Origin of the sequence: Pseudomonas sp. P9_31 (assembly GCF_034008235.1) — a bacterium.
In the GTDB taxonomy this organism is placed as follows: domain Bacteria; phylum Pseudomonadota; class Gammaproteobacteria; order Pseudomonadales; family Pseudomonadaceae; genus Aquipseudomonas.
In genome coordinates this window covers 6,054,442-6,078,981 of the sequence record NZ_CP125375.1, presented here as the reverse complement: position 1 = coordinate 6,078,981, position 24,540 = coordinate 6,054,442, and the positions used below count along the sequence as shown (strand labels likewise).

Sequence of the window (24,540 nt, the reverse complement as noted above, 5' to 3'; positions counted from 1 at the left end):
TTTCATGAATAAATCAGCAGGCGTGCTCTTGGGAATTGTTGTGGCCATCGGTGCAATCAGCGCCGGCGGTGCGTGGTACACCGGCTCCAAACTCGATGGGGTGCTGAATACTTCGATCGCCGACGCCAACAAAGAGCTGCAAGCCACGCTGGCAGGTTCCAACGGCACGGCGTCGCTGGAACTGGTGTCGCTGGAGCGTCATGTGTTCAGCAGCACCGCGCACTACCGCCTCAAGGGTGAGGGCGAGATGTTTGGTGAAACGCCGATGGAGATGCTGTTCGTCGACCGCATCGAACACGGCCCGCTGCCGTTCTCGCGCCTGGTGTCGTTGAAGTGGTTGCCGGTCCTGGCCACCAGTCACTACGAGCTGGAAAAAACACCGCTGACCGAGAAGTGGTTCGCCGCCGCCAAGGACAAATCCCCGGTCAAAGGCGTGGTCAACATCGGCTACGACAACTCCACCAAGGGCACCCTCGAGTTTTTGCCTCTGGAAGCAGCACTGGATGACAAATCCAACCTGACGTTCTCCGGGTTGAAACTCGACGTGGCCGCCAGCGCCCAGGCGCAAAAGGTCAAGGCCGACGGTTACATGGACAGCCTGAAGCTGACCACCGTGGCCGAAGATCAGACCCCGGTGCAGGTCGAGCTCAACGGCTTGACCTTGGCCAGTAACCTGAACAAAAGCACCTACGGCTATTACGTCGGCGAAAACACCCTCGAGCTGACCAACAGCAAAACCACCTTCGGCCCCAAACAGTCGGTACTGGGCTTCAAGAACTTTGAGATGAAGAACCAGACCGAGGAGTCGGGCACCAACGCTTCGGGGCGTGCTGATTACAAGATCGGTGAAGTGTCCTTGAACGGCAAGGTTGTCGGCTCCGCGCAGTTGGCCATGAGCCTGAAAAACCTCGACATCCCGTCCACGATGTCGCTGATGCAGATCTACCAGACCAGACTGCAACCGTACGAGCGGGCCGCCGCCGAAGCCACTGCCGCTGGTCTACCGGCGCCGCAGCTGAACCTGACCCCGGCCGAAGAAGCACAGGTCAAGACCGGCCTGGAGAAACTGCTGGCCGCAGGTCCCCAGGTGGCCCTGGAAAACCTGTCGTTCAACACCAGCAACGGCGAAAGCCGCGCCAACCTGGTGCTGGATCTGACCAAACCACAATCCATGGACCTGCCGCCAGACCAGTTGGTCAAGCAGTTGATTGCGTTGCTGGAGTTCAACGTCCTGGTGTCCAAGCCAATGCTCGTTGACGTGCTCACCGTGCAGTCGCAAATTGACGGCCAGACCGACGCCAAGCTCATCGCCGATCAAGCGGGCGCCACCGCCGACATGTTCAGCAGCATGGCAGTCGGCACGCAACTGGCGAAACTGGACGGTAACAACGTCGTCACCAAACTGCACTACGCCAACAATCAAGTGGACTTCAACGGCCAGAAAATGACCGTTGAAGAGTTTGTCGGTTTTGTGATGAACAAAATCGGCGGCACTACCACGATCCAGTAAAACCGCAGGCTTCAGCGCAACGCCCGGCTTCTGCAACACGCGGACGCCGGGCGTTTTGCTATCTGGAGTTTCGAAATCGGCTGAGGAGGAGGCCCGGATGCCAGTCAGCCAATGTGCGGAACCTGTGGGAGCGGGCTTGACTGGCTGGCATTGAGAGGGGATCCGAATGTAACGAATCTGAATAATTATTGTGCCCCGAATTATTGACTACGCTTGCATGCAAGACTGCTTCGATAAAGCCTGGCTGGGTCTTGCGACCCGGCTTTCCGTTACGAATGGGCAAGGGACATTGCGACCCGGCTGGCCATGTAAGGATGCTGACGAATGCCGCGTATTGCTGGTCCTTTTATTCATCGTGGGCTGCGCCCCTTGTTTCGCGTTGCGCTGTGCGGCCAATTGCTGTGGCCGGTGCCCGCGCTCGCCGATACCCCTTACGACCAAATGGTTCGCGATGCGCGGGCCGGCAATTACACGCCTGCACTGACGGTGTTGCGCCAGGTGCCGGTGAACCAGGCCACCACCGGCCAGATCAGCGATCACTTGCAGATTGCCAGCTGGGCCGGTCTGGACGCCGAAGTCGTCCAGGTCTATGAAACCCAGGGACACAATCGGGCGTTGCCGGTCCAGGCCCTGATCGCCACCGCGCGGGCCTATCGCAACCTCAAGCGCTGGGATTCGGCGACTCAGGTGTACAACAAGGCCCTGGCCCTTGCGCCGCAAAATGCCGACCTGCAGCTTGGGCTGGCGATGACCCAGGCCGACGCCGGCAAACCTGACGAGGCGGTTGCCCGTACCAGGGCGTTGGTGGCGGCGAAACCGGATGATCCTTCCCGCCGCCTGTCCCTGGCCTACGCCTTGACCCGCGCCGGCGCCACCTATGAGGCACTGTTCGAATACGACCAGGCCTTCATCCGCGCGGGCAGCAAGCCCGAAGTCGCTCGGGAATACGTGATTGCCCTGCAACGCGCCCGCTTGCCGGAACCGGCCTTGCGCCTGGCGCGTCAACGGCCGGGGTTGATTGATCCGGTCTTGCAACGCCATCTCGAAGGTGATCTGGCGGCAGAACGCGTGCGCCTGGTCGAACTGGCCACTCGCAGCGAAACAGAACGGTATGTGATCGCCGATAGAGCCCTGGCCGATTACGACCAGTTACTGACTACCTGGACGCCGGATCCTGCGGCCCACGATGACGTCACCCGCTGGCGAATCGACCGCATGGGTGCCCTCAAGGCCCGTGCGCGCACCGCCGATGTCATTGCCGAATACCAGACACTGCTCGCCGAAGGCGTGAAGATTCCGACCTACGCCCTGCGTTGGGTGGCGTCGTCATATCTGGACCAGCGTCAGCCGGAAATCGCCACCGATTTGTATCGTCAGGTGCTGGTGGCGCCGGATGCTGATGTCGGCGATCGCCTGGAAGACAGCACCGCGCTCTATTACGCCTTGCTTGAAAGCGACAAGGCCGATGAAGCGCGCCAGGTCGCCGAAGACCAGGCCAAGACCCAAAAGCCGCGAATCGAGCTCAAGGGCTTGCCGGTGGGCAATCCCAACGATGAATGGATAGACGCGCAGCAACTCGCCGCCCAGGCCGGCACCTACGGCGCCGACCTGCCCTCGGGCGAGCAGCGTTTGCAGACGCTGGTGGATCAGGCCCCGGGCAACCTCGGCCTGCGTCTGGCCCAGGCCGATCTGTACCTGGCCCGGGACTGGCCACGGCGCGCCGAGAGTCAACTCAAGGAAACCGAGAGCGTGGCCTCGCGGGATATCGGGCTGGAAGTCGCTCAAGGCCATACCGCCATGGACCTGCAGGAATGGCGACAGCTGGATGCACTGACCGACGATGTGGTCGCGCGCTTTCCGGGCAACCGTCAAGTGCAGCGTTTGCAGCGTCAGCGTGAGGTCCATGACATGGCCGAGCTGCGAGTGGAGGCCTACGGCGGCAAGAGTTATGGCGGTGGCAACGGCGATGTCGGGGCCGTCAACGGCAGCCGCGATTTTGGCATCGAAACCACGCTGTACAGCCCGCCCATCGATGAAGACTGGCGCCTGTTCGCCGGTGCCGGTTACGCCACCGGCGATTTCCAGGAAGGCACCGGCCACCACCGTTTCCAGCGCGTCGGGCTCGAACGCCGGACCCGCGACATGTCCCTGGAAGCGGAAGTCTCCAACCATTCCTACGGCTTCGGCGATAAACAGGGCGCGCGCCTGGCAATCACCCGAGACATCGATGATCACTGGCAGTACGGCGGCAGCCTCGAATACCTGTCGGCACAAACGCCGTTGCGGGCCTTGAACAGCGACATCACCGCCAATGGCGGCAGCGGTTTCATCCGTTGGCGCGCCAATGAAAGCCGTGAGTGGAAACTGGCGGTCAGCCCCTCGCACTTCAGCGACGGCAATAACCGTGTCGAAGCCGTGCTCACCGGTCGCGAGGGCGTTTACCGTGCGCCGGGGCTGCAAGTCGACCTCGGCCTGGAAGTCGGCACCAGCCATAACTCCAAGTCCGACGATGTGCCGTACTTCAACCCCAAATCCGACTTCAGCGTGTTGCCGACGGTGAACGTCAATCATGTGCTCTATCACCGCTACGAAACCTCCTGGAGCCAACAGTTCCAGGCCGGTGCGGGTACCTATAGCCAGCGCGATCATGGCACCGGCGGTATCGCCCTGCTGGGCTACGGCCAGCGCTACAGCTGGAACGACGTGCTTGAGGTGGGCGGTCTGCTGAGCATGATCAACCGGCCTTTTGACGGCGACCGCGAAACCGATCTGCGCCTGCTCGTCGACCTTACTTACCGCTTCTAGAAGAGTTTGAAGATGCCTTTTATTTCGCGTTTCATCCTTCTGCTGGGAGCGCTGTTGATCAGCGCCTGCGCCCAGCAAGCCCCGGCCTTCGCACCGCCGTCCGAACGCCCGGTGGCGGCCAATGAAAAACCATGGCCGAAAAACCATGTGCTGGGGATTGTGTACCACGACGTCGAAGACCGTGACCCCGATCAGGCGGTGGTGGCCGTGCGCACCGAGCGCCTGATCGAGCAACTGGCATGGCTGCGGGAGAACAACTACAAGCCGGTTACCGTCGACCAAGTCATGGCGGCTCGCAACGGCGGCCCTGAACTACCGCCCCGGGCGATCATGCTGAGTTTCGACGATGGCTATTCGAGCTTCTACACCCGCGTGTTGCCAGTGCTGCGCGCCTATAACTGGCATGCCTTGCTGGCGCCGGTCGGGGTGTGGATCGATACGCCGCTGAACCAGCCGGTGGATTTCGCCGGTACGCCGCGCAAGCGTTCGGACTTCCTGAGCTGGGAACAGATCCGCGAGGTCTCCCGATCCGGCCTGGTGGAAATCGCCGCCCACACCGACGCCAGCCACAAAGGCGTGCTGGCCAACCCGCAAGGCAACCTGCAACCGGCGGCCGCGACCCGGCGCTATGACGCCGCTACCGGGCGCTATGAAACCGAAGCCCAATTCCAGGCCCGGATGCGCGCCGACGTGGCGGCCATCTCGGAGAAAATCCGCAAGGTCACCGGTTACAAACCGCGTGTCTGGGTTTGGCCATACGGCGCGGCGGACGGCACCTCGTTGCAAGTGGTCAACGAACAGGGGTATCAGATGGCCCTGACCCTGGAAGACGGCCTCGATGCCCTCGACGACCTGATGAACAGCCCGCGCTATTTGGTGGCCTCGGACCCGGATGGCCAGCACTTCGCCAACAGTTTGGTCTCGGTGCAGACCGAATCGCCGATGCGCGTGGTGCATGTGGACCTGGACAACGTCTACGACGCGGACCCGGCCCAACAGGAAATCAACCTCGGCAAACTGATCCAGCGCATGGCCGACATGGGTGCCAACACCGTATTCCTGCAAGCCTTTGCTGACCCTGCGGGCGATGGCCTGGTGCATTCGCTGTACTTCCCCAACCGTCACCTGCCGGTGCGCGCCGACCTCTTCGACCGCGTGGCCTGGCAGTTGCGTACTCGGGCTAACGTCAAGGTCTTCGCGTGGATGCCGGTGCTGAGTTTTGCCCTGGACTCGAAATTGCCACGGGTCACTCGCTGGAACCCGAAAACCGCTACCACGTCGATCGATCCGGATCAGTACAAGCGCTTGTCGCCATTCGATCCGAACGTGCGGCGCATCATTGGTGAAATCTACGAAGACGTGGCACGCCTGACCTCGGTCGACGGCATCCTCTATCACGATGACGCGGTGCTGTCGGACTTCGAAGACGCCGGGCCTAAAGCCCTGAAAGTGTATGCCGCCAACGGTCTGCCCGGTTCGATTGCCGCCCTGCGCGCCGATCCGGCGACCTTGCAACGCTGGACGCGGTTCAAGAGCCGCTACCTGATCGATTTCACTCGCGAACTGACCGCCAAGGTTCGTGCCATTCGCGGTCCGCAAGTCAAAACAGCGCGCAATATTTTCGCCGAGCCAATGCTCAATCCCGAGAGCGAAGCCTGGTTCGCGCAGAACCTCGACGACTTCCTGCGTGCCTACGACTGGACGGCGCCGATGGCCATGCCGCTTATGGAAAAACAGAGCCAACAGCAATCCGGCCCCTGGCTCGAAAAGCTGGTGGCGACGGTCAAATCGCGCCCCGGCGCACTCAACCGCACAGTGTTCGAATTGCAGGCCCGCGACTGGACGAAACACACCGACATCGACAGCGGGCAGTTGGCCGGCTGGATGGGCCTCCTCAAGCGTCAGGGCGCCACCAGTTTTGGCTACTATCCGGACAACTTCCTCGAGAACCAGCCGGACCTGAAAACCGTGCGGCCCGCGCTCTCCAACAAGTGGAATCCATAACATGCTGGATAGACTTCTGGCCCTGCTGGTTCTGGCGATCGTCCTTGGGGTTCCCCTCGGGCTGATCTTTCTGCTCACCGGGCAATTCCTGATGGACTTCGTGTTCTTCTATCCACTGTTCATGTCGGGACTGTGGATCGCCGGCGGCCTGTATTTCTGGCTGCACTGGGAGCGGCACTGGCCGTGGCAGGACGATACCTTGCCGCCCCCGCTGGCCGGCGAACCACTGATCTCGATCCTGATCCCTTGCTACAACGAAGGCGACAACGCCGCCGATACCATTCACGCGGCGCTGGCCCAGCATTACCCGAACATCGAAGTGATCGCGATCAACGACGGCTCCAAGGACAACACCGCCGCGGTGCTCGATGCACTGGCGGCGCAGGATCCGCGTCTGCGGGTGCTGCACCTGGCGGAAAACCAGGGCAAGGCCGTGGCCCTGCGCATGGGCGCCATCGCGGCGCGCAGCGAATATCTGGTGTGCATCGACGGCGATGCGCTGCTGGCGCCGAACACCGCGGCGTATCTGGTAGCACCGATGCTCGACAATGCGCGACTGGGCGCCGTGACCGGCAACCCGCGAATCCGCACCCGTTCGACCCTGGTCGGCCGCGTACAGGTCGGCGAGTTCTCGTCGATCATCGGCCTGATCAAACGCACCCAACGGGTATTCGGGCGGATCTTTACCGTCTCCGGGGTGATCGTCGCTTTCCGTCGCACGGCCCTGAATCGGGTCGGCTACTGGAGCCCGGACATGATCACCGAAGACATCGACATCAGTTGGAAACTGCAACTGGATCACTGGAGCATTTTCTACGAGCCCCGCGCCCTGTGCTGGATCCTGATGCCGGAAACCCTCGGCGGCCTGTGGAAACAGCGTCTGCGCTGGGCTCAGGGCGGCGCCGAGGTGCTGTTCAAGAACATTCGCGGCATCTGGCAATACCGCCATCGTTACCTGTGGCCGCTGCTGTTCGAATACTGCCTGTCCACCGGTTGGGCCTTCACCTTTCTGCTGTCGGTGATCTTTTGGGGCGTCGGCAAATTCGTCGACATGCCATCCGCCATTGCCGTCGATCACCTGATGCCACCGGCCTTTACCGGGCTGGTGTTGGCGGTGGTCTGCCTGGTGCAATTCGCCGTCAGCATCCTGATCGACCGCCGTTACGAAAAGGGCCTCGGGAAGACCATGTTCTGGGTGGTCTGGTATCCGCTGGTGTTCTGGCTCATCAGCCTGCTCACCACCCTGGTCAGCTTCCCCAAAGTGCTGTTCGGTCAACATCAGAAGCGCGCGCGCTGGGTCAGTCCGGACCGGGGCATCAAGCCGCTGAATGATGATGAAGAGGAGGTCATCAAATGAAAATCATCAGAACCCGGCAGCGACCCTTTCTGGTCGTGATCGATGTTTTCTTCACCGTACTGGCGTGGATCGGGCTGCTGTATTTGCTGGCGCGAGGTTTGTGGCCATTGATCGATACCCATGACGGCCCGCGTATCGATGCGTCATTTTTCGACGCCCTCGGCACGTTGCAGATTTACCTGTGGGTGGCGTCGTTTAACGCGGTGATCCTGATCGCGTGGGCGCGTTATCAACAGCGCAAAAGCAAGAGCTTCGCCCAACGCCGTTTGCCGGCACCGGTGGCGGACGATCAGGGGCTGAGACAAAGCTTCAAGCTCACCGGTGACCGCCTGGAGAAGCTGCGCACACCGGGCTCGATGACCATTCACAACGATCAGGAAGGCGATGTCAGCCATGTCATTACGCACGTCTTCCGCGTCGACCCGGCCGAGCTACCGCCGCCTTTGGCGCCGCTCGAGCATCCGCTGGTGATCCGCCTGCCAGCCGAAGATGACGACAACCGCGAGCCAATGAGCCATTTCTAGGCGTTCGCTCATCTGTGGCGAGGGAGCTTGCTCCCGCTGGACCGGGCTGGCGCCCCAGGCCGAAGGACTCCCGATGCCATTAACCGCGCTGTATCTGATAGAGCGCAGTCGCCGATTTTGCGTCTGCTTCGCAGACGAACGGGACGGTGCGGCGATCCGACAAGCTCCCTCGCCACAAAGTCGCCGTCAGCTCAGGTCACGAACCAGGCGCCACGCCTCATCCACCGACAGCGGCTGTTTCATTCGTTCGGCGAGCATCGCCATCGCCCGTTCCTGATCGCAGGCAACGGCGGCCGCTACCACGCCGTTCTTGCCGAACAGGCCAATAAACGGCGGATGTTCTGGGTCGCCTTTGAATTCAACCTCGTCCCAGGCCTCGGCGTGTCCGAGGTAGTCGTAGTTTTTGCCAAAGTGCCAGGTCCAGAAATACGGCACGTCGAGGTAGCGTTCGTCGCCGCCGAGCATATTCGCCGCTGCAATCCGCGCCTGTTGTTGGGCCAGGCGCCAGTGCTCGATCCGTTGAGGCTGGCCGTTGAGCGGGAAGGTCGCGATGTCGCCGACGGCCCAGAGCCCGTCGGTCACGCGCATTCCGCCGTCGACCTTCAATGACTGGTCTTTTTCTTTTGGCAGATCGGCAAACGGGGCCGTTGCCGGGGTGACACCAATCCCGACCAACACCAGGTCCGCCGCAATGCGTTGACCGTTGTCCAGCAGCACCGCTTCGACCTTGCCTGTGCCTTCGATCTTCGCGGCTTCACCATCGGTATGAAACACCACGCCGTTAGCCTCGTGCAGGGCACGAATCGCCTTGCCGACGGCGTCGCCGAATTGCGCCTTGAAGGGGATGGCATGGCGGGCCAGGACGGTGACGTCCAGGCCGTACTGACGCAGGGACGAAGCGGATTCCAGGCCAATGAAGCTGTCGCCGACAATCACTGCCCGTTGGCCAGGTTTTGCCGTCTTCAGAATCTGCTGCGCTTGCGCCTTCGAGCGCAGCACGAATACCTGCGGTAGATCGGTGCCCGGCAGCGACAGGGATTTTGGTATGCCTCCGGTGGCAATCACGGCGGCGTCGTAGCTCAACGATTGACCGTCGGCCAGTCGCAGAGTCCGGTTCGGTGTATCCAGGCCCAAAACATCGCTGTTTATCCGTTCAATGCGCTGTTCACGATAAAAATCTTCATCCCGCAGAGGCGGAACTTCGTCCGGCGGCATCTCCCCGGCAATCACGAACTTGCTCAATACCGTCCGGTCGTAACCGGCCTCGGGTTCACGGTCGATCAGCAGCACCCGGCCGCCGAAGCCTTTCTCCCGCAGCGCCGCAGCGCAGGCCGTACCGGCGGCACCGGCACCGATGATCGCAAAGGTCCGCTTATCGTCCACCGGCGGTGTGCTGGGGCTGGGCATCGGCTGGTCATCGACCCAGACCTCATCATCGCGAACTTCAAGCGGGTAACGCCGCAGACTGTCCAGAGACGGTGGTTCGAACAGCGCGCCGTCTTCGAGCCGATAAGCCGCCTTGTGCCACGGGCAGATCAGCCGTCCCTCGCACAGCGCACCTTTGGCCAAGGGAGCCCCGGCGTGGGGGCATTTGCCCTGATAGGCGCGCAATTGATCGCCGACCCGTAGCAAGACGATTTTCATCTTGTCGATTCGGACCTCAAGGCCACGGTCAAGGGGCACATCGGCGAAACGGGCGACGCGGTGCAGTGCCATGATCGATCTCCAGGCAGGTGTTTCAATTAGAAGTTTGGCGCTTATTCCCAGGTTCAGCCAATTCCCACTGCCACCGCACGAACGGTCCGGCTATAGTTTGCGAGCCGACGACGGCCCCACCCCGCACAAGGTGCTCCGGTATGACCCGATTGACCTCTTTGAACCCTTGGCTGGCGGCCGTTGCAGTCGCCCTTTGCGTGCAGTTGCCAGCGCAGGCCCAGGAGCGTTTCACCCTCAGTATTCCCGGTGTTTCGGACAATCGGCTGTTCACGGTGGCGGAGGCCAGCGATGCCAGCGGTTGCGGCGGCAAGAACCAGTCTCCGGCCCTGAGCTGGAACGCCGGCCCTCCAGGCACCCTCAGCTACGCCATCGTCATGCACGACCCGGACGGCCAGAAAGGCCTGGGCGTCGATCACTGGATTCGTTACGGCATCAAGGCCTCGACCCGTCAGATCCCGGCCGGCGTCGGCACCAAATCCACCCTCGAAGGCGTGGGCGGCACCAACATCAAAGGCACCACCACCTACATTGGCCCTTGCCCGCCTGTCGGCGACAGCTCCCATCACTACATCATCCAGCTCTACGCTCTGGACCTGGCGCCAGAGGCCCTGCCTGCCGGCCTGACCCGCGCGCAGCTGATGGAGCAGATCAAAGGCCATGTGCTGAAAAACAGCAGCGTGGTGCGGCGTTATCACCGCTGAAGATTTTTTCCGGTGAATTAACCCGAACCCGGCGGGCTGTCCGTCTCAGAGGATGAATGAGTCAATTTCCTCCTGAGGTCAGCCCCCATGTCCCTCCCTCTGCAGTTCCTCCGCCCGGCCGCCCAGGGTTTCGCCGCCGGATTGTTGCTGGCCATTGCCGGTTGCGGTGCTTCATCCACACCTGACTCCGTAACGGTTGCGCCCCCGGCTCAACGTGAGCTGAAAACTGAGGCGTTGGTGCGTGAGGCGGCCATGGCGGACACCGCGCTGGCCAAGCACAGTGCGCGACCTGCACCGTTGGTCGCTTTCGCGCCAATGCCGGCCGGTGAGGCTTATCCACAGGGCTATCGGGATGAACAGCGGGAGCAGTATCAGGCGCTGGCCGATAACCCGATTCACAGCGTGGCCGAGGCGCCGGTCTCGACCTTCAGTGCCGACGTCGATACCGGCGCTTACGCCAATGTCCGGCGCTTGCTCAATCAGGGGCGTTTGCCTCCCGAAGGGGCGGTGCGCCTGGAAGAAATGGTCAATTACTTCCCCTACGATTACGCCTTGCCCACCGATGGTTCGCCGTTCGGCGTGACCACCGAGCTGGCGCCGTCGCCCTGGAACCCGCATGCCCGGTTGCTGCGCATCGGCATCAAGGCCTCCGACCGCGCGGTGGCGGAGCTGGCCCCGGCAAACCTGGTGTTTCTGGTGGACGTGTCCGGCTCCATGGACCGTCGCGAAGGCTTGCCCCTGGTCAAAAGCACCCTGAAATTGCTGGTCGATCAACTGCGCGAGCAGGACCGGGTTTCACTGGTGGTCTACGCCGGAGAATCCCGTGTGGTGCTGGAGCCGACTTCCGGACGGGAAAAAGCGAAAATTCGTACCGCTATCGATCAATTGACGGCGGGCGGCTCGACCGCCGGCGCGTCGGGTATCGAACTGGCTTACCAAATGGCGCAACAGGCGTTTATCCCCAAAGGCATCAACCGCATCCTGCTGGCCACCGATGGTGACTTCAACGTCGGCATCAGCGACTTCGACAGCCTCAAACAAATGGCTGTGGATAAACGCAAAACCGGCGTGTCCCTGACCACCCTGGGTTTTGGTGTGGATAACTACAATGAACACCTGATGGAACAACTGGCCGACGCTGGCGACGGTAACTACGCCTACATCGACAACCTGCGCGAGGCGCGCAAGGTGCTGGTGGACCAGCTCGGCTCGACCCTGGCGGTGGTGGCGAAGAACGTGAAGCTGCAAGTGGAGTTCAACCCGGCGCAGGTCAGCGAATATCGGCTGTTGGGTTATGAAAATCGCGCCTTGAAGCGTGAGGATTTCAGCAACGACAAAGTCGACGCCGGAGAAATCGGTGCAGGGCATACGGTGACGGCGTTGTATGAAATTGTGCCCAAGGGTGAGAAGGGCTGGCTGGAACCGCTGCGCTATGGCAATCCTGCGGCCGATGTTTCCGCAAAAACCGGGGAATTAGCGATGCTGCGAGTGCGTTATCAGTTGCCGGAAGGTGGGAATAGTCGCTTGATCGAGCGGCCAATCCTGAAGGGTGAGGCCGGCAAACTCTCGACAGCCAGCGATGACCTGCGCTTTGCCGCCGCCGTCGCTGCCTTTTCCCAGCAGCTCAAGGACGGGCGTTACACCGGTAATTTCAGCCTGAAGGACACCGAAGCCCTGGCCCGTGGCGCACGGGGCGATGATCAATTCGGTCTGCGCGGTGAATTCGTGCAATTGGTGGAGTTGGCGCAGAGCCTGCGAACCCCGACCGCCTCGAATCAACAGCCCAACGACAACCGGATAGAGTGAAAGAGGCCAGCGCTGACATGTCCGATCCTGAAATCAGCTCAGCCACCAGCAGCGATGAATCGCTGCTGGCGCGCTACCGCTCCGGCGACGGGACGGCGTTCGAGGTTTTGTACGCCCGTCATCGCCAAGGCCTTTATCGATTCCTCCTCAGCCTCAGCGGTAAACCCGAACTGGCCGAAGAGGTGTACCAGGAAACCTGGCTGAGCCTGATCCGCAGCACCAGTCAGCCACAAGGCCGGGCGAACTTTCGTACCTGGCTCTACCAGATTGCCCGCAACCGACTGATCGATCACTGGCGCAAACACGGCATCCACAACCCCTTGCACGACCGCTATGACGAACAAACCCACGCCCTGGTCGATGACGCAGCCGACCCCGAACAACTGCTGAGCCTGAGCCGCGACGGTCAACGCCTCGAAGCCGCCCTGCAAACCCTGCCCGCCGACCAGCGCGAAGTGTTCCTGCTGCGCTCCCACGGCGACCTCGACCTGCCGCAGATCGCCACCCTCACCGAAACACCGCTGGAAACCGTCAAAAGTCGCTTGCGCTACGCCCAGCAAAAACTGCGTCGGCTGCTGGCCGAGGAGGTACTGACATGACTGACGCCAAACAAACACCGTCATCGCCCGACGATGAAGTGATCAAGCATTTTCGCGATCACAGCAACGGCGAACCACCGGCCCATCTCGACGCCTTCATCCTCGCCACCGCACACCGGGAAGCCCCCAAGCCGAAGCCAAACCTGTGGCAACGCTGGCTCCACGCCTGCCAGCAACCCCGCTGGCAAGTGGCATTCGCCAGCCTCGTCGGCGTCGCGCTGATGCTGGCACTGGTGCAACGCACACCGGAACAACTGCCGAGTTACGACTTCGCACCTGCGCCGAAAGCGTCCGCACCGCTCGCCAAACCGGAAGCCGCTGCGCGCTCCCAGGATGAACCGGCCGGCGTTATGTCCGCGCCCGCACCGGCTGCACCCATGGCTGAATTTTCTGCACCGATGCAGCGTGAGTCGATCAACAGCGAAATGGCCGACGAAGCCAAACTCAGCAAACGCGCCGCCGCGCCGGTTAAGTCACTGGATGATCAATTACGTGAAGTGATACGCCTGCAAGACGCCGGTCAGACCCAAGCCGCCGAGGCGCTGATGACGACATTGCACAAGCGCTTTCCCAAGGAAAACCTTGCGGCCCGACTCAAGGAGTTGCAGAAAAAATGAGGTAAACAGCGGTCGGCAAATTTGGCATCGACACCCGAAAGCGCGCACTATCGGCCTATAGCCGATGCGTTGGAGGATGCCGTGGCCCAAAAAATCGACCGCATCGCCCAAATGCTCAACTGCCCGGTGAAGGGTGAGGAATTACGGCGAGCAGTGACTGAGAGTCGTAAGGAGTTTCTGCTGGCGAAGCAGGAAGAGGAAGCGCTTGAGGAAGATGTCCTTGATGATGAGTTGATCGAGGATGAAGAAGACGATGATGAGTACGACGAGTTTGACTGGACGACAGAATGAAAAAACCGCTTCGGCGGCCCGTTGCCGCTCTCGACCATAGCCACCCTGCTGCTCAACCCTTGCCGCACACGGCCTATCAGCAACGAGCCGCAGAAATACGTGAGTCTATTGGCTCCAGCCTTAATAACCCACGTCCGGCTATTCCTGCCGAAACACTATTTGCCGAGCTTGATGCGCTCATTGATGAGTTTGAAGCAGAGCGTAGCCGCCCTTGAAAATACTCACTCAAAAATTGCAGGCCCCGAAAAATCGGGGCCTGCAATTTTTGGGTGAGTTGCCGCTATTCTGCGGCTTGTTGCGTCGTCGACTGCGGTGGTCGCGTCAAAACTTTCACCACATCATCAACCACCGTGCCCGTCCCACGCCATTCCACTACCCTGACTCAACACCTGTTTGCAGTTCATCCATTTGGCCTTTCTCGTTCTACTGCTCAAAAGATCGCAAACAGGCTCTTAGGCGAATGCCAGCACCTCATGCAAAGGCCGACGCACTTTTTGCGGCCAGTTGCCGGCGGCCGGGTAGCCGGCGGTGACCAGCATGACCGGCAGTTCATTGGCCCCTAGGTCGAACTCTCGCGTCACGCCCTCGGCATCGAAGCCGCTCATGGCCCCGCTGGCCAGGCCCATGCCTTGAGCCGCCAACATCAGCGTCATGGCGGTGAGGGAGGCCGAACGCAGCGCCTCGTCGCGTTGCAGCTGCGGATTGCCCGCGTGGGATTCGCTGGCCATGGCCGCCCAGCCCTGGAGGGTGGCGGGCGGCAGAATGCCGGCGTCGACCGAGGGCTGCAGCATCTGCGGCAGCGTCTCGTGGGCCGCCAGGGTGCCACAGATGATAAAGGTCACGGGGGCGTCCAGCACTTGGCGCTGCTGGTAGGCCACGGCATGCAAGCGGGCCTTGGCTGCGTCCGAGCGCACCGCGACAAATTTCCAGTTCTGCAGGTTGTAGGCCGAGGGCGCGCGGGTGGCCAGCTGCACCAGCTCGCGGATGACCGACTCGGGCAGATCGCGACCGGCCTGATAGCGGGTGGTGGAAACTCGCGACTCGATAAGGTCCTTGATGGCAGTGTTCATAGCATTCTCCGCTGCACAGGGTTTTCTAGAGTGGATAAATCAGTGTGCTTTTGGTTGGCCGGCGAGCCTGAGGTCGATGCCCATTGCACCGCCAGGATGCTGCCCAACACTGTGATCAGCCCCAGCAGCGCCAGGCCGGTGATGCTCTGTTCCAGCAGCGCCCAACCCAGTAGTACGGCCACCAGCGGGCTGAGCAAGCCCAATGATGACACCGCCACCGGCGCCAACCGGGCAATCCCGCGAAACCACAGCACATAGGCCAGCAGTGCGCCGAACAGCGACAGGTAGGCGTAACCCAACCACTGGCTGAGGCTTAGGCTCGGCAGCGGCGGATCGACCAGCCAGGCAAGCGGCAGCAGCAACAGGCCGCCCACCAGCAACTGCCAGCCGGTAAAGGCCAGCAGCGGTATCGCCAGCTGCCAGCGCCGTGTCAGGTAGGTGCCGACCGCCATGCAGGCGGTGCCGATAAAGGCCGCGGTTATGCCGATCGGGTCCCAAGAGGCGCCCGGCGCCAGCAGCAGCGCGGCCATCCCGACTATCCCCAGCACGCTGGCGCCGGCCGCCAGATAAGACGGGCATTGGCGGTCCAGTGTCCATACCAGGCCCATCACCAGCAGCGGCTGGATGGCCCCGACCACGGCAGCCAGGCCTCCGGGCAAGCGGTAGGCGGCGACAAACAGCAGGGCTTGGAAGAAGCCGATATTCAGCGCCGCCAGTATCATCAGGCGCAGCCATTCGGCGCGTTTGGGCAGATGCCGGCTGTACAGCACCAGCAATAGACCGGCCGGCAACGCGCGCAGCAAGGCGGCGGTAAAGGGCCGATTCACTGGCAAGAGTTCGGTGGTGACTATATAGGTCGAGCCCCAGATGGCCGGGGCCAGCGCCGTGCTCAGGACGTCCAGCCAGGAACTGCGGGTGCTTAACTTGCGCATGTATTTACCTCGCATTCAAGATAAAATGGAAGTTAGTAGTATTTTGTCTTGAGTTCAAGATAAATTTTGAGGAGTAAAGCATGACAACCGAACGACAGGCCGATGCGGTCGACATGATTCTTCGGCAGTGGCGCCGCGAGCGTCCGGATCTGGACGTCAGCCCCATGGGCACCATTGGCCGGGTCAAGCGCTGCTCGGTGCTGCTGCAGCGTGAACTGGCTAAGGTCTTCAGCGCTTTCGGCCTGAACGCCTGGGAGTTCGATGTGCTGGCCACCCTGCGTCGCGCCGGCGCGCCCCACTGCCTGGCGCCGACCGCGCTGTTTTCGTCCTTGATGATCACCTCCGGCACCATGACCCGGCAGCTGCAGCAGCTGGAGGCCGCCGGCTGGGTCAGCCGCACGCCCAACCCCAGCGACGCGCGCAGCCTGCTAGTGCAATTGACCCCGGCCGGGCTGGCGCTGATCGACCGCGCGGTGACCGCCCATGTCGCCAACGAGGCGCGGATTCTGGCACCTATAGCGGCGGCACAGCTGGCGCAGTTGGATGAGCGGCTATCGGAGCTGTTGGCGGTCTTGGAACCGGCGGCCGAGTGATTTCTAAAAACCTGTTTATGACCTGCTGCGCGTCGGCGATACCGTGTTAAAAACAGCCTCAGAATGCTCATTTACAGCCCGTAAAATGCGCTTCTTCGGCTGCTTTACCTTGTCTCCTCTAGCTCGCGAGATCATAAACAGATTCTTGGCGCGGTGACGCAGCCGACAGACGCATTGGAGCAATGCGAGTTCACGCTTCACCGTATTGCCCTTGCGGATTTTCAAGCGCTCGTCACGGTAGCGGGCAAAATCTGAAGAGGAGAGGGTGGCAACGATGCGTGTCGCCAGCGGATGACGCTTGAGCGCTTCCAGGCGCTTGATTTCCGAATACGCGCCCTTGTGCTTCGGAGCGGTCTCGGAGATATAGCGATCAATGAGTTGATGAAAGGCGGTGTGTTCAGCCTCGACGCGAGAGACAAAAATGCCTCGGTCGATTTCGCTTTCGATCATGCGTGCCCAGGCTTGGGCATCGGACTTGGTTTCGAAGGTTTTTCTTTGGGCTGGATAGCCTTTGAGGCGGATTTGCGCTTCCCACTGATACTCGCCGCGATTCCTGATTGTTGCCATTTCGACCATTCCTGCCACGTTCAAGTGTGGCAAATTTGTGGCAAAAACGACTTTCAGGACTAGGACAGGTTTCTGTCAGGAGCGCTATCCCCTTGTAATACAAGGGAAAGAAGATGGTGCACCAGGCGGGATTCGAACCCACGACCCCTGCCTTCGGAGGGCAGTACTCTATCCAGCTGAGCTACTGGTGCAATGCGGGCGCCATGATACTCATATGCGCTGCGGGCGTCCATGCTGCTGAATCGCCTGCGTTTTTCCCAAGCGTAACCTGCGTTTGCTACGTTGATCAGAAAAAATAAGCCAATGCGGCGTTTTCGTTCTTTTTTTCGAACAGCCTATTGTCCTTTACCCCCTTTGATCCTAGGATTCGTTTGAGATTTCAAACGCTCTTGTCTGGGTGCTGAACCGCACGAGTTCGATTTGTGCGCTATTTATGTGCTTCAGCCCGGTGAATGATTTCCCTGACGGCAGCCTATAAGGCGCCTTTCTACAATCATAATTCGCTCCGCGCCTGCGCGGTGCTGTTAAGGAAAGCCGACATGCAGCTTAAAGACACCCAGTTGTTCCGCCAGCAAGCCTTTATCGATGGCGCTTGGGTCGATGCGGACAACGGTCAGACGATCAAGGTCAATAACCCGGCAACGGGCGAAATTCTGGGCACTGTGCCGAAAATGGGCGCTGCCGAAACCCGCCGTGCGATCGAAGCCGCTGACAAAGCGCTGCCGGCCTGGCGTGCACTGACCGCCAAGGATCGTGCGAACAAACTGCGTCGCTGGTTCGAGCTGATCATCGAGAACCAGGACGACCTGGCTCGCCTGATGACTCTGGAGCAGGGCAAGCCATTGGCTGAAGCCAAGGGCGAGATCGTTTACGCCGCTTCCTTTATCGAGTGGTTCGCTGAAGAAGCCAAACGCGTCTACGGTGACGTGATTCCGGGCCACCAGCCAGACAAGCGCCTGATCGTGATCAAGCAGCCGATCGGCGTGACCGCCGCGATTACTCCGTGGAACTTCCCGGCCGCGATGATCACCCGTAAAGCCGGCCCGGCCCTGGCCGCCGGTTGCACCATGGTGCTCAAGCCTGCTTCGCAAACTCCGTTCTCTGCATTCGCCCTGGCTGAACTGGCCCAGCGTGCCGGTATTCCGAACGGTGTGTTCAGTGTGGTGACCGGCAGCGCCGGCGACATTGGCAGCGAGCTGACCGGCAACCCGATCGTGCGCAAACTGTCGTTCACCGGCTCGACCGAAATCGGTCGTCAGTTGATGACCGAGTGCGCCAAGGACATCAAGAAAGTCTCGCTGGAACTGGGCGGCAACGCGCCGTTCATCGTGTTCGACGACGCAGACCTGGATAAGGCCGTCGAAGGCGCGATCATTTCCAAGTACCGCAACAACGGCCAGACCTGCGTCTGCGCCAACCGCCTGTACATTCAGGATTCGGTGTACGACGCGTTCGCCGAAAAACTGAAAGTGGCCGTGGCCAAACTCAAGATCGGCAACGGTCTGGAAGATGGCACCACCACGGGCCCGCTGATCGACGAAAAAGCCGTGGCCAAGGTTCAAGAGCACATTGCTGACGCTGTTGGCAAAGGCGCAACCGTGCTGTCCGGTGGCAAGGTGATGGAAGGCAACTTCTTCGAGCCGACCATCCTGACCAACGTGCCGAATAACGCTGCCGTGGCCAAGGAAGAAACCTTCGGCCCATTGGCGCCACTGTTCCGCTTCAAAGATGAAGCCGATGTGATCGCGATGTCCAACGACACTGAGTTCGGTCTGGCCTCGTACTTCTATGCTCGCGATCTGGGCCGTGTGTTCCGTGTGGCTGAAGCCCTGGAATACGGCATGGTTGGCGTCAACACCGGGTTGATCTCCAATGAAGTCGCGCCGTTCGGCGGCATCAAGGCATCGGGCCTGGGCCGTGAAGGCTCCAAGTACGGCATCGAGGATTACCTGGAAATCAAATACCTCTGTCTGGGTATCTAAGCTCGGAAAACATAAGCAGGCATTGCTTCAAGCGTAAAGGGCACGAGAGCGCTGCCCTTTGCGCCGCTTCAAACGGAATTTTCTCTGTGGCCGGGAAAGCTGTGGCAGTCGATCATCGCATGCTGCCGTAGTTGCCTCCCCGCCGCTTAATCCTTGAACCACGCCGCCCGATGAGCGGTGAATGAGGACACTATGAGCAAGACTAACGCATCCCTGATGAAACGCCGCGAAGCCGCTGTACCGCGCGGTGTTGGCCAGATTCACCCGATCTTCGCCGACCACGCGAAGAACGCCACCGTGACCGACGTTGAAGGTCGCGAGTTCATCGACTTCGCCGGCGGTATCGCCGTGTTGAACACCGGTCACCTGCACCCGAAAGTCATTGCGGCCGTGACTGCTCAACTGAACAAGCTGACCCACACCTGCTTCCAGGTCCTGGCCTACGAGCCGTACGTGGAACTGTGCGAAAAAATCAACGCCAAGGTGCCAGGTGATTTCGCCAAGAAAACCCTGTTGGTGACCACGGGTTCCGAAGCCGTGGAAAACGCCGTGAAAATCGCCCGCGCCGCCACTGGCCGTGCCGGCGTGATCGCGTTCACCGGCGCTTACCACGGTCGCACCATGATGACCCTGGGCCTGACCGGAAAAGTCGTGCCTTACTCGGCCGGCATGGGCCTGATGCCAGGCGGCATCTTCCGCGCGCTGTACCCGAACGAGCTGCACGGTGTGAGCATCGACGATTCGATCGCCAGCATCGAGCGCATCTTCAAGAACGACGCCGAGCCGCGTGACATCGCCGCCATCATCATCGAGCCGGTGCAGGGCGAAGGCGGTTTCTACGTCGCGCCTAAAGAGTTCATGAAGCGCCTGCGTGCCCTGTGCGACCAGCACGGCATTCTGTTGATCGCTGACGAAGTACAGACTGGCGCTGGCCGTACCGGCACTTTCTTTGCCATGGAACAGATGGGCGTTGCCGCCGACCTGACCACTTTCGCCAAATCCATCGCTGGCGGCTTCCCGCTGGCCGGTGTGTGCGGCAAGGCCGAATACATGGACGCCATCGCTCCAGGCGGCCTGGGCGGCACTTATGCCGGTAGTCCGATCGCTTGCGCCGCGGCTCTGGCGGTGATGGAAGTGTTTGAAGAAGAGCATCTGCTAGACCGTTGCAAAGCGGTTGGCGAGCGTCTGGTGACTGGCCTGAAGGCTATCCAGGCCAAGTATCCGGTGATCGGCGAAGTGCGTGCCTTGGGCGCAATGATCGCGGTCGAGCTGTTCGTCGACGGCGACAGCCACAAGCCGAACGCTGCTGCCGTGGCATCGGTTGTGGCCAAGGCGCGCGACAAGGGCCTGATCCTGCTGTCGTGCGGCACCTATGGCAACGTTCTGCGCGTGCTGGTACCGCTGACCGCGCCGGACGAGCAACTGGATAAAGGCCTGGCGATCATGGAAGAGTGCTTCGCCGAGCTCTGATTCATTTGTGAACTGATCGACAAAAAACCCGCTTCGGCGGGTTTTTTTATGCCCCTTGGAACACATCAGGGCAATTGAGCTGTATCGAATGGCCAGCATTGACTAAGGTGCAAGCATTGCCGTTGGAGTGTGCAGATGACTGCTGTAGTGTTACCCGCTGTACCGCGTGTGCTGATTGCCGAGGCCGACCCTTGGCCCCGTGACCTGCTCAAGCAGGTGTTGTTGAATGTGCGCTGCGACGCGCGGCTGGACCTGTGTGCTGACGGCCAGGAGGCCCTGCAGCTGTTGGCGGAAAATCCTTATGACCTGGTGATCGTCGACTGGGAGTTGCCCGGCGTCGATGGCCTGAATGTCTTGCGCAGTGTTCGTCAGCGCAAACGTAATCCGCCGCTGCCCTTCATTCTGATGAGCAGCCGCAACGACAGCGCCAGCGTGCGCGAAGCCTTGCCTCTGGCGCCCACGGCGTACCTGACCAAACCCTTGAACATGGAAAGCCTGACCCAGCGCCTGCAGGATTTATTGCTGAACGCTGGTGAAGAGGTGTCCTGCGAGGTGCCGTCATTGGCGCCGGGCATGACCTTGTCGGTGTATCTGGAGCGGCGGCGCGAACTGGCGGACGGTGCGCCGTTGATGACCGATGTGCAGGTGGCGATCAACCGTAGTCTCAATCCCAATGGCCTCGATCTGACGCGGCTGGAAGACGAGATCCGCACCGATCCGCAAATCACCGCTGTCTTGATCGCTGCCGCCAACAGCGCGGCCCAGCATCATGGCGCCGCCGTGCAAACCCTGGCCCAGGCGTTGCATCGCTTGGGCACCGGGCAAAGCATGAACCTGATTCTGGGGCTGGCCCTCAAGCGCAGTGCCCGGCTCAGCGATCCGTTCCTGGCCGATTATGCCGAGCGTTATTGGGAGTTGTCCCTGCACACCGCCGAATACGCGCGAACGTTGGCGCGTTTGCTGGATCTGGATCAGGAGCGCTGTTATAGCGCGGGCATGCTGCATCGTCTCGGCGACCTGGCGTTGCTGCGGTGTTTGCAGGAGTGGAAGCAAGCCGGCGGTGATTTGGATGAGCTGGAAGAAGTCGGCGACGCACTGGCCGAATTTGGCGCGGCCTATGGTTCGGCGCTACGGACCCGCTGGCGCCTGCCCCTGGAGCTGCGAGAGCTGATTGCGGCGGTTTACCAGCTCGGTGGCGGGGTTTACTCCCGCGAGGCGCTGGTGATGAACATGGCCGCACAACTGGCGCGCCTGACCGAGCATGAGGGGATCGAGGCGTTGTCCAAGAGCCGCACGGCGCGGTTGCTCAAGATCGGATTGCCGGAGTTGATGCGTTTGCGCAAAAAATAAGCTCAACGGCAACCCTTGTGGGAGCGGGCTTGCTCGCGAAAGCGGTGTGTCAGTCAACATCAATGGTGGCTGACACTCCCTCTTCGCGAGCAAGCCCGCTCCCACATTAGGTCCGTGTCAGGTCTGTCAGCCAGAGATAATCCGGTTCTTGCCCTGGCGCTTGGCTTCGTACATCGCTGCATCGGCGCGGGCGAACAGGCTGTCGAGGTTTTCATCCTCGGGCGTGAGGCTGGTCAGGCCCTGGCTGACGGTGATGCCGAACGTCTGGTCGTCATGGCTGAAACTCAACCGCTGAATCTCCCGTTGCAGGCGCTCGGCCACTTGCATGGCCATGTCCGGTGCGCAGCCGGGGAACACCGCAGCGAATTCCTCACCGCCAATCCGCCCGAACAGATCACCACGCCGCAGGGCTGCGCGGCCGCTCTCGGCGATCCGTTGCAGCACCATGTCGCCTTCCGGATGGCCGTAGGTGTCGTTGATCACTTTGAAGTTATCGATGTCCAGCAGCAGGAAGGCCATCGGCGCACCGTGTAGTCGTGCCTGGTCGAATTCGCGATGGGCGCATTCGAAGAAGTGTCGGCGGTTGCTGCTTTGGGTCAGCACGTCGGTGGTGGCCAAGCGGTGTAGCTCGGTTTCCATCTGCTTCTTTTCGGTGATGTCTTCGGCAATGCCGACGATAATCACCGGTTGGCCCGGCTCGGCCTGACGGTTGATGAAGCACTTGTCGCTGAGCCAGCGCACCTGGCCGTCGGCGGTGATGATGCGGTACTCGCGGTCTTCAACGGCGCCGTTGACCAGCACTTGCGCCAGGCTGCGCTCGGCGTAATCCAGGTCGTCGGGATAAACACTGTCGCGCCAGTGGTTGTAGTCGGACAGCAACAGGCCGGCGGGGCGGCCGAAGATCCGGTCATAGGCCGGGCTGACGTAGAGCACCTGTCGGGTTTCCCAGTTGAATGCCCAAAGCACCGCGTTGACGCTGACCAGCAGCGAGCTGAACAGCTGTTCGCGTTCGCTCAGGCGCGCCACTTCGCCTTGCGCATGCATCAGCGCCATCAGGGTTTGCGCGGCCTCGGGCCACTGTGGAAGGGATGAGTCTTGTAGGTTTTTATTGACCATCGGCACAAATCTCAAAGGGCGTGCCGCTATTTCGACAGCGGCCAGCACAAAGCCCGCCTGGATGGCGAAGTGTCTTTGAGATAGGGGATTTGGAGCGAAGTTCCCGCTTTTTTTGTGGCGAGGGCACGCTTGCTCCCGCTGGGCGGTCCTGGCGACGCGTTTTTTCCGTTAAAACGCGTCGTCAGATATTGCGGCTGCTGCGCAGCCGAACGGGAGCAAGCTCCCCCGCCACAGGAGCGGCCCTTGATTCAAGGTCAGGCAGCGGCAGGGCGCAGGGAGTAGGTTTTCAGCTGGTCGGCGAAGTCGCGCAGGGATTGAATCCCGCTGGCCTCGGCTTCGTGTACCCAATCCTTGATGGCGGCCAGCATGTCGTGACCATTTGAACTGGTCTTGACCCAGATCTGCTGCAAGGCCAGGCGTTTCTCGTAAATTACCTTCAGCGCCTGGCTGTGTTCGAGCATGGTCTGGATGCGCACATGGTGCTTGTCATCCAGTAGGCTGGTTTCCCGCGAGAGCAGGCGCTTGGCCCGGTGGAACTGGTGACGGACCGAGTGATCGACCTTTTCCAGTTCTTGCTTGACCAGTGGTGCGATGACCAATTTGCGGTACTGGGCCATGATCTGGAAGCGGTTGTTGAGGATCGCCATGGCGGTGTCCATGTCCAGGCTGCCTTTGCCTTCGACACGGTGGGCGATCGGCGCAACCCGCTGGACCTTGGCCAGGCGCAGGAAGCTGAAGACCTGGATCCACGCCCAGCCGAGGTCGAATTCCCACTTCTTCACCGACAGTTTGGCCGAGTTAGGGTAGGTGTGATGGTTGTTATGCAGTTCTTCGCCGCCGATCAGGATGCCCCAGGGCACCAGATTGGTCGCCGCATCGCGGCATTCGAAATTGCGGTAGCCGATGGCATGGCCCAGGCCATTGACCACGCCGGCGGCCCACACCGGGATCCACATCATCTGGATGGCCCAGATGGTGATGCCGATGGTGCCGAACAGCAGCAGGTCGATGACGCCCATGATCGCCACGCCCAGCAGCGGGAAGCGGCTGTAGAGGTTGCGTTCGATCCAGTCTTCGGGGCAGTTCTTGCCGTAGATGCGCAGGGTCTCGGGGTTTTCCGCTTCGGCGCGGTACAGCTCGGCGCCTTTGCGCAGAACCGTGGACAGCCCCTTGATGACCGGGCTGTGCGGGTCATCGACGGTTTCGCATTTGGCGTGATGCTTGCGGTGGATAGCGGTCCACTCGCGGGTGTTCTGCGCCGTGGTCAGCCACAGCCAGAAACGGAAGAAATGTTTCAGGCCGGCATTGAGCTCGAGGGAACGATGGGCTGAATAACGATGCAGATAGACCGTGACGCCGACGATCGTCACGTGGGTCATCAGCAGGGTGACTGCCACCAGTGACCAGGGCGATAAGCCAAGAAAACCTTCGTACCACATAGGCTATAGGGCCCTCGAAAAAGAAAAAACAGCCTTTGCATTATCACTAAGCCCACAGATAAAACCAGTCGCCCTTTCAGATAAGAGTGGC

At 61.0% G+C, this 24,540-nt stretch carries 21 protein-coding genes and 1 tRNA gene; 15 read left to right on the top strand and 7 right to left on the bottom strand.

All coding sequences use genetic code 11. The annotated features are described in order from the left end of the window. Nucleotides 1-4: 4 nt before the first annotated feature. The 5 genes from QMK51_RS27430 (at nucleotide 5) to pgaD (ending at nucleotide 8,200) form a co-directional block, all read left to right on the top strand. Complete coding sequence (locus tag QMK51_RS27430) at nucleotides 5-1,510, top strand: YdgA family protein (RefSeq protein ID WP_320392620.1); 1,506 nt, start codon at nucleotides 5-7, stop codon at nucleotides 1,508-1,510. Nucleotides 1,511-1,834: 324 nt separating this feature from the next. Continuing rightward, nucleotides 1,835-4,315, top strand: coding sequence for a poly-beta-1,6 N-acetyl-D-glucosamine export porin PgaA (pgaA, locus tag QMK51_RS27425; protein WP_320392619.1), 2,481 nt, complete (start codon nucleotides 1,835-1,837; stop codon nucleotides 4,313-4,315). Between the two features lie 12 nt (nucleotides 4,316-4,327). Beyond that, a complete protein-coding gene (pgaB, locus tag QMK51_RS27420) occupies nucleotides 4,328-6,319 on the top strand; it encodes a poly-beta-1,6-N-acetyl-D-glucosamine N-deacetylase PgaB (protein ID WP_320392618.1) in 1,992 nt (663 codons plus the stop codon). A gap of 1 nt (nucleotide 6,320) precedes the next feature. Then, nucleotides 6,321-7,676: a poly-beta-1,6-N-acetyl-D-glucosamine synthase gene (gene pgaC, locus QMK51_RS27415; RefSeq protein WP_258698108.1), complete on the top strand. Its 1,356-nt coding sequence runs from the start codon at nucleotides 6,321-6,323 to the stop codon at nucleotides 7,674-7,676. Further along, on the top strand, nucleotides 7,673-8,200 hold the full coding sequence (gene pgaD / locus QMK51_RS27410) for a poly-beta-1,6-N-acetyl-D-glucosamine biosynthesis protein PgaD (protein ID WP_320392617.1): 528 nt from the start codon (nucleotides 7,673-7,675) through the stop codon (nucleotides 8,198-8,200). The genes pgaC and pgaD overlap by 4 nt, the downstream gene beginning before the upstream one ends. 186 nt (nucleotides 8,201-8,386) lie before the next feature. Here pgaD and QMK51_RS27405 read toward each other — a convergent pair whose 3' ends face one another. After that, a complete protein-coding gene (locus QMK51_RS27405) occupies nucleotides 8,387-9,916 on the bottom strand; it encodes an FAD-dependent oxidoreductase (protein WP_320392616.1) in 1,530 nt (509 codons plus the stop codon). Between the two features lie 140 nt (nucleotides 9,917-10,056). Between QMK51_RS27405 and QMK51_RS27400 the strand changes: the two genes are divergently transcribed. The 6 genes from QMK51_RS27400 (at nucleotide 10,057) to QMK51_RS27375 (ending at nucleotide 14,145) form a co-directional block, all read left to right on the top strand. Further along, entirely contained in the window at nucleotides 10,057-10,617 is a 561-nt protein-coding gene (locus QMK51_RS27400) for a YbhB/YbcL family Raf kinase inhibitor-like protein (RefSeq protein ID WP_320392615.1), read from the top strand. An 87-nt stretch (nucleotides 10,618-10,704) separates the two neighbouring features. Further along, nucleotides 10,705-12,423 (top strand): VWA domain-containing protein, encoded by a 1,719-nt coding sequence (locus QMK51_RS27395; RefSeq protein ID WP_320392614.1) that lies wholly within the window; start codon nucleotides 10,705-10,707, stop codon nucleotides 12,421-12,423. A gap of 17 nt (nucleotides 12,424-12,440) precedes the next feature. After that, nucleotides 12,441-13,022 carry an RNA polymerase sigma factor gene (locus QMK51_RS27390; RefSeq protein ID WP_320392613.1) on the top strand — a complete coding sequence of 194 codons (582 nt, stop codon included), beginning with the start codon at nucleotides 12,441-12,443 and terminating at the stop codon, nucleotides 13,020-13,022. Continuing rightward, the gene (locus QMK51_RS27385; protein WP_320392612.1) at nucleotides 13,019-13,639 is read left to right on the top strand and encodes a hypothetical protein; all 621 of its coding nucleotides are present in this window, start codon (nucleotides 13,019-13,021) and stop codon (nucleotides 13,637-13,639) included. Before QMK51_RS27390 ends, QMK51_RS27385 begins: the two co-directional genes overlap by 4 nt. Before the next feature lie 21 nt (nucleotides 13,640-13,660). Beyond that, a complete protein-coding gene (locus QMK51_RS27380) occupies nucleotides 13,661-13,930 on the top strand; it encodes a hypothetical protein (protein WP_258698101.1) in 270 nt (89 codons plus the stop codon). Continuing rightward, the gene (locus QMK51_RS27375) at nucleotides 13,927-14,145 is read left to right on the top strand and encodes a hypothetical protein (RefSeq protein ID WP_320392611.1); all 219 of its coding nucleotides are present in this window, start codon (nucleotides 13,927-13,929) and stop codon (nucleotides 14,143-14,145) included. The genes QMK51_RS27380 and QMK51_RS27375 overlap by 4 nt, the downstream gene beginning before the upstream one ends. 237 nt (nucleotides 14,146-14,382) lie before the next feature. Here QMK51_RS27375 and QMK51_RS27370 read toward each other — a convergent pair whose 3' ends face one another. Both QMK51_RS27370 and QMK51_RS27365 read right to left on the bottom strand, forming a co-directional pair. Continuing rightward, entirely contained in the window at nucleotides 14,383-15,000 is a 618-nt protein-coding gene (locus QMK51_RS27370) for a nitroreductase family protein (RefSeq protein ID WP_223486356.1), read from the bottom strand. Further along, on the bottom strand, nucleotides 14,997-15,932 hold the full coding sequence (locus tag QMK51_RS27365) for an EamA family transporter (protein WP_320392610.1): 936 nt from the start codon (nucleotides 15,930-15,932) through the stop codon (nucleotides 14,997-14,999). The genes QMK51_RS27370 and QMK51_RS27365 overlap by 4 nt, the downstream gene beginning before the upstream one ends. A gap of 80 nt (nucleotides 15,933-16,012) precedes the next feature. Between QMK51_RS27365 and QMK51_RS27360 the strand changes: the two genes are divergently transcribed. Continuing rightward, entirely contained in the window at nucleotides 16,013-16,525 is a 513-nt protein-coding gene (locus QMK51_RS27360) for a MarR family transcriptional regulator (protein ID WP_320392609.1), read from the top strand. A gap of 15 nt (nucleotides 16,526-16,540) precedes the next feature. Here the strand turns inward: QMK51_RS27360 and QMK51_RS27355 are convergent, their stop codons facing one another. After that, nucleotides 16,541-17,092 (bottom strand): hypothetical protein, encoded by a 552-nt coding sequence (locus QMK51_RS27355; protein WP_320392608.1) that lies wholly within the window; start codon nucleotides 17,090-17,092, stop codon nucleotides 16,541-16,543. 114 nt (nucleotides 17,093-17,206) lie between these two features. Then, nucleotides 17,207-17,283 (bottom strand) — tRNA-Arg (locus QMK51_RS27350). Nucleotides 17,284-17,631: 348 nt separating this feature from the next. Between QMK51_RS27350 and gabD the strand changes: the two genes are divergently transcribed. The 3 genes from gabD to QMK51_RS27335 all read left to right on the top strand — a co-directional run bounded on the left by gabD (nucleotide 17,632) and on the right by QMK51_RS27335 (nucleotide 21,894). Beyond that, the gene (gabD, locus tag QMK51_RS27345; RefSeq protein WP_320392607.1) at nucleotides 17,632-19,074 is read left to right on the top strand and encodes an NADP-dependent succinate-semialdehyde dehydrogenase; all 1,443 of its coding nucleotides are present in this window, start codon (nucleotides 17,632-17,634) and stop codon (nucleotides 19,072-19,074) included. A gap of 192 nt (nucleotides 19,075-19,266) precedes the next feature. Next, entirely contained in the window at nucleotides 19,267-20,544 is a 1,278-nt protein-coding gene (gene gabT / locus QMK51_RS27340; protein WP_223486366.1) for a 4-aminobutyrate--2-oxoglutarate transaminase, read from the top strand. A gap of 135 nt (nucleotides 20,545-20,679) precedes the next feature. Then, the gene (locus QMK51_RS27335; RefSeq protein WP_320392606.1) at nucleotides 20,680-21,894 is read left to right on the top strand and encodes a response regulator; all 1,215 of its coding nucleotides are present in this window, start codon (nucleotides 20,680-20,682) and stop codon (nucleotides 21,892-21,894) included. Between the two features lie 126 nt (nucleotides 21,895-22,020). Here the strand turns inward: QMK51_RS27335 and QMK51_RS27330 are convergent, their stop codons facing one another. Further along, nucleotides 22,021-23,010, bottom strand: coding sequence for a sensor domain-containing diguanylate cyclase (locus QMK51_RS27330; RefSeq protein ID WP_320392605.1), 990 nt, complete (start codon nucleotides 23,008-23,010; stop codon nucleotides 22,021-22,023). A 254-nt stretch (nucleotides 23,011-23,264) separates the two neighbouring features. Next, a complete protein-coding gene (desA, locus tag QMK51_RS27325; protein ID WP_258698092.1) occupies nucleotides 23,265-24,449 on the bottom strand; it encodes a delta-9 fatty acid desaturase DesA in 1,185 nt (394 codons plus the stop codon). Nucleotides 24,450-24,540 lie beyond the last annotated feature (91 nt).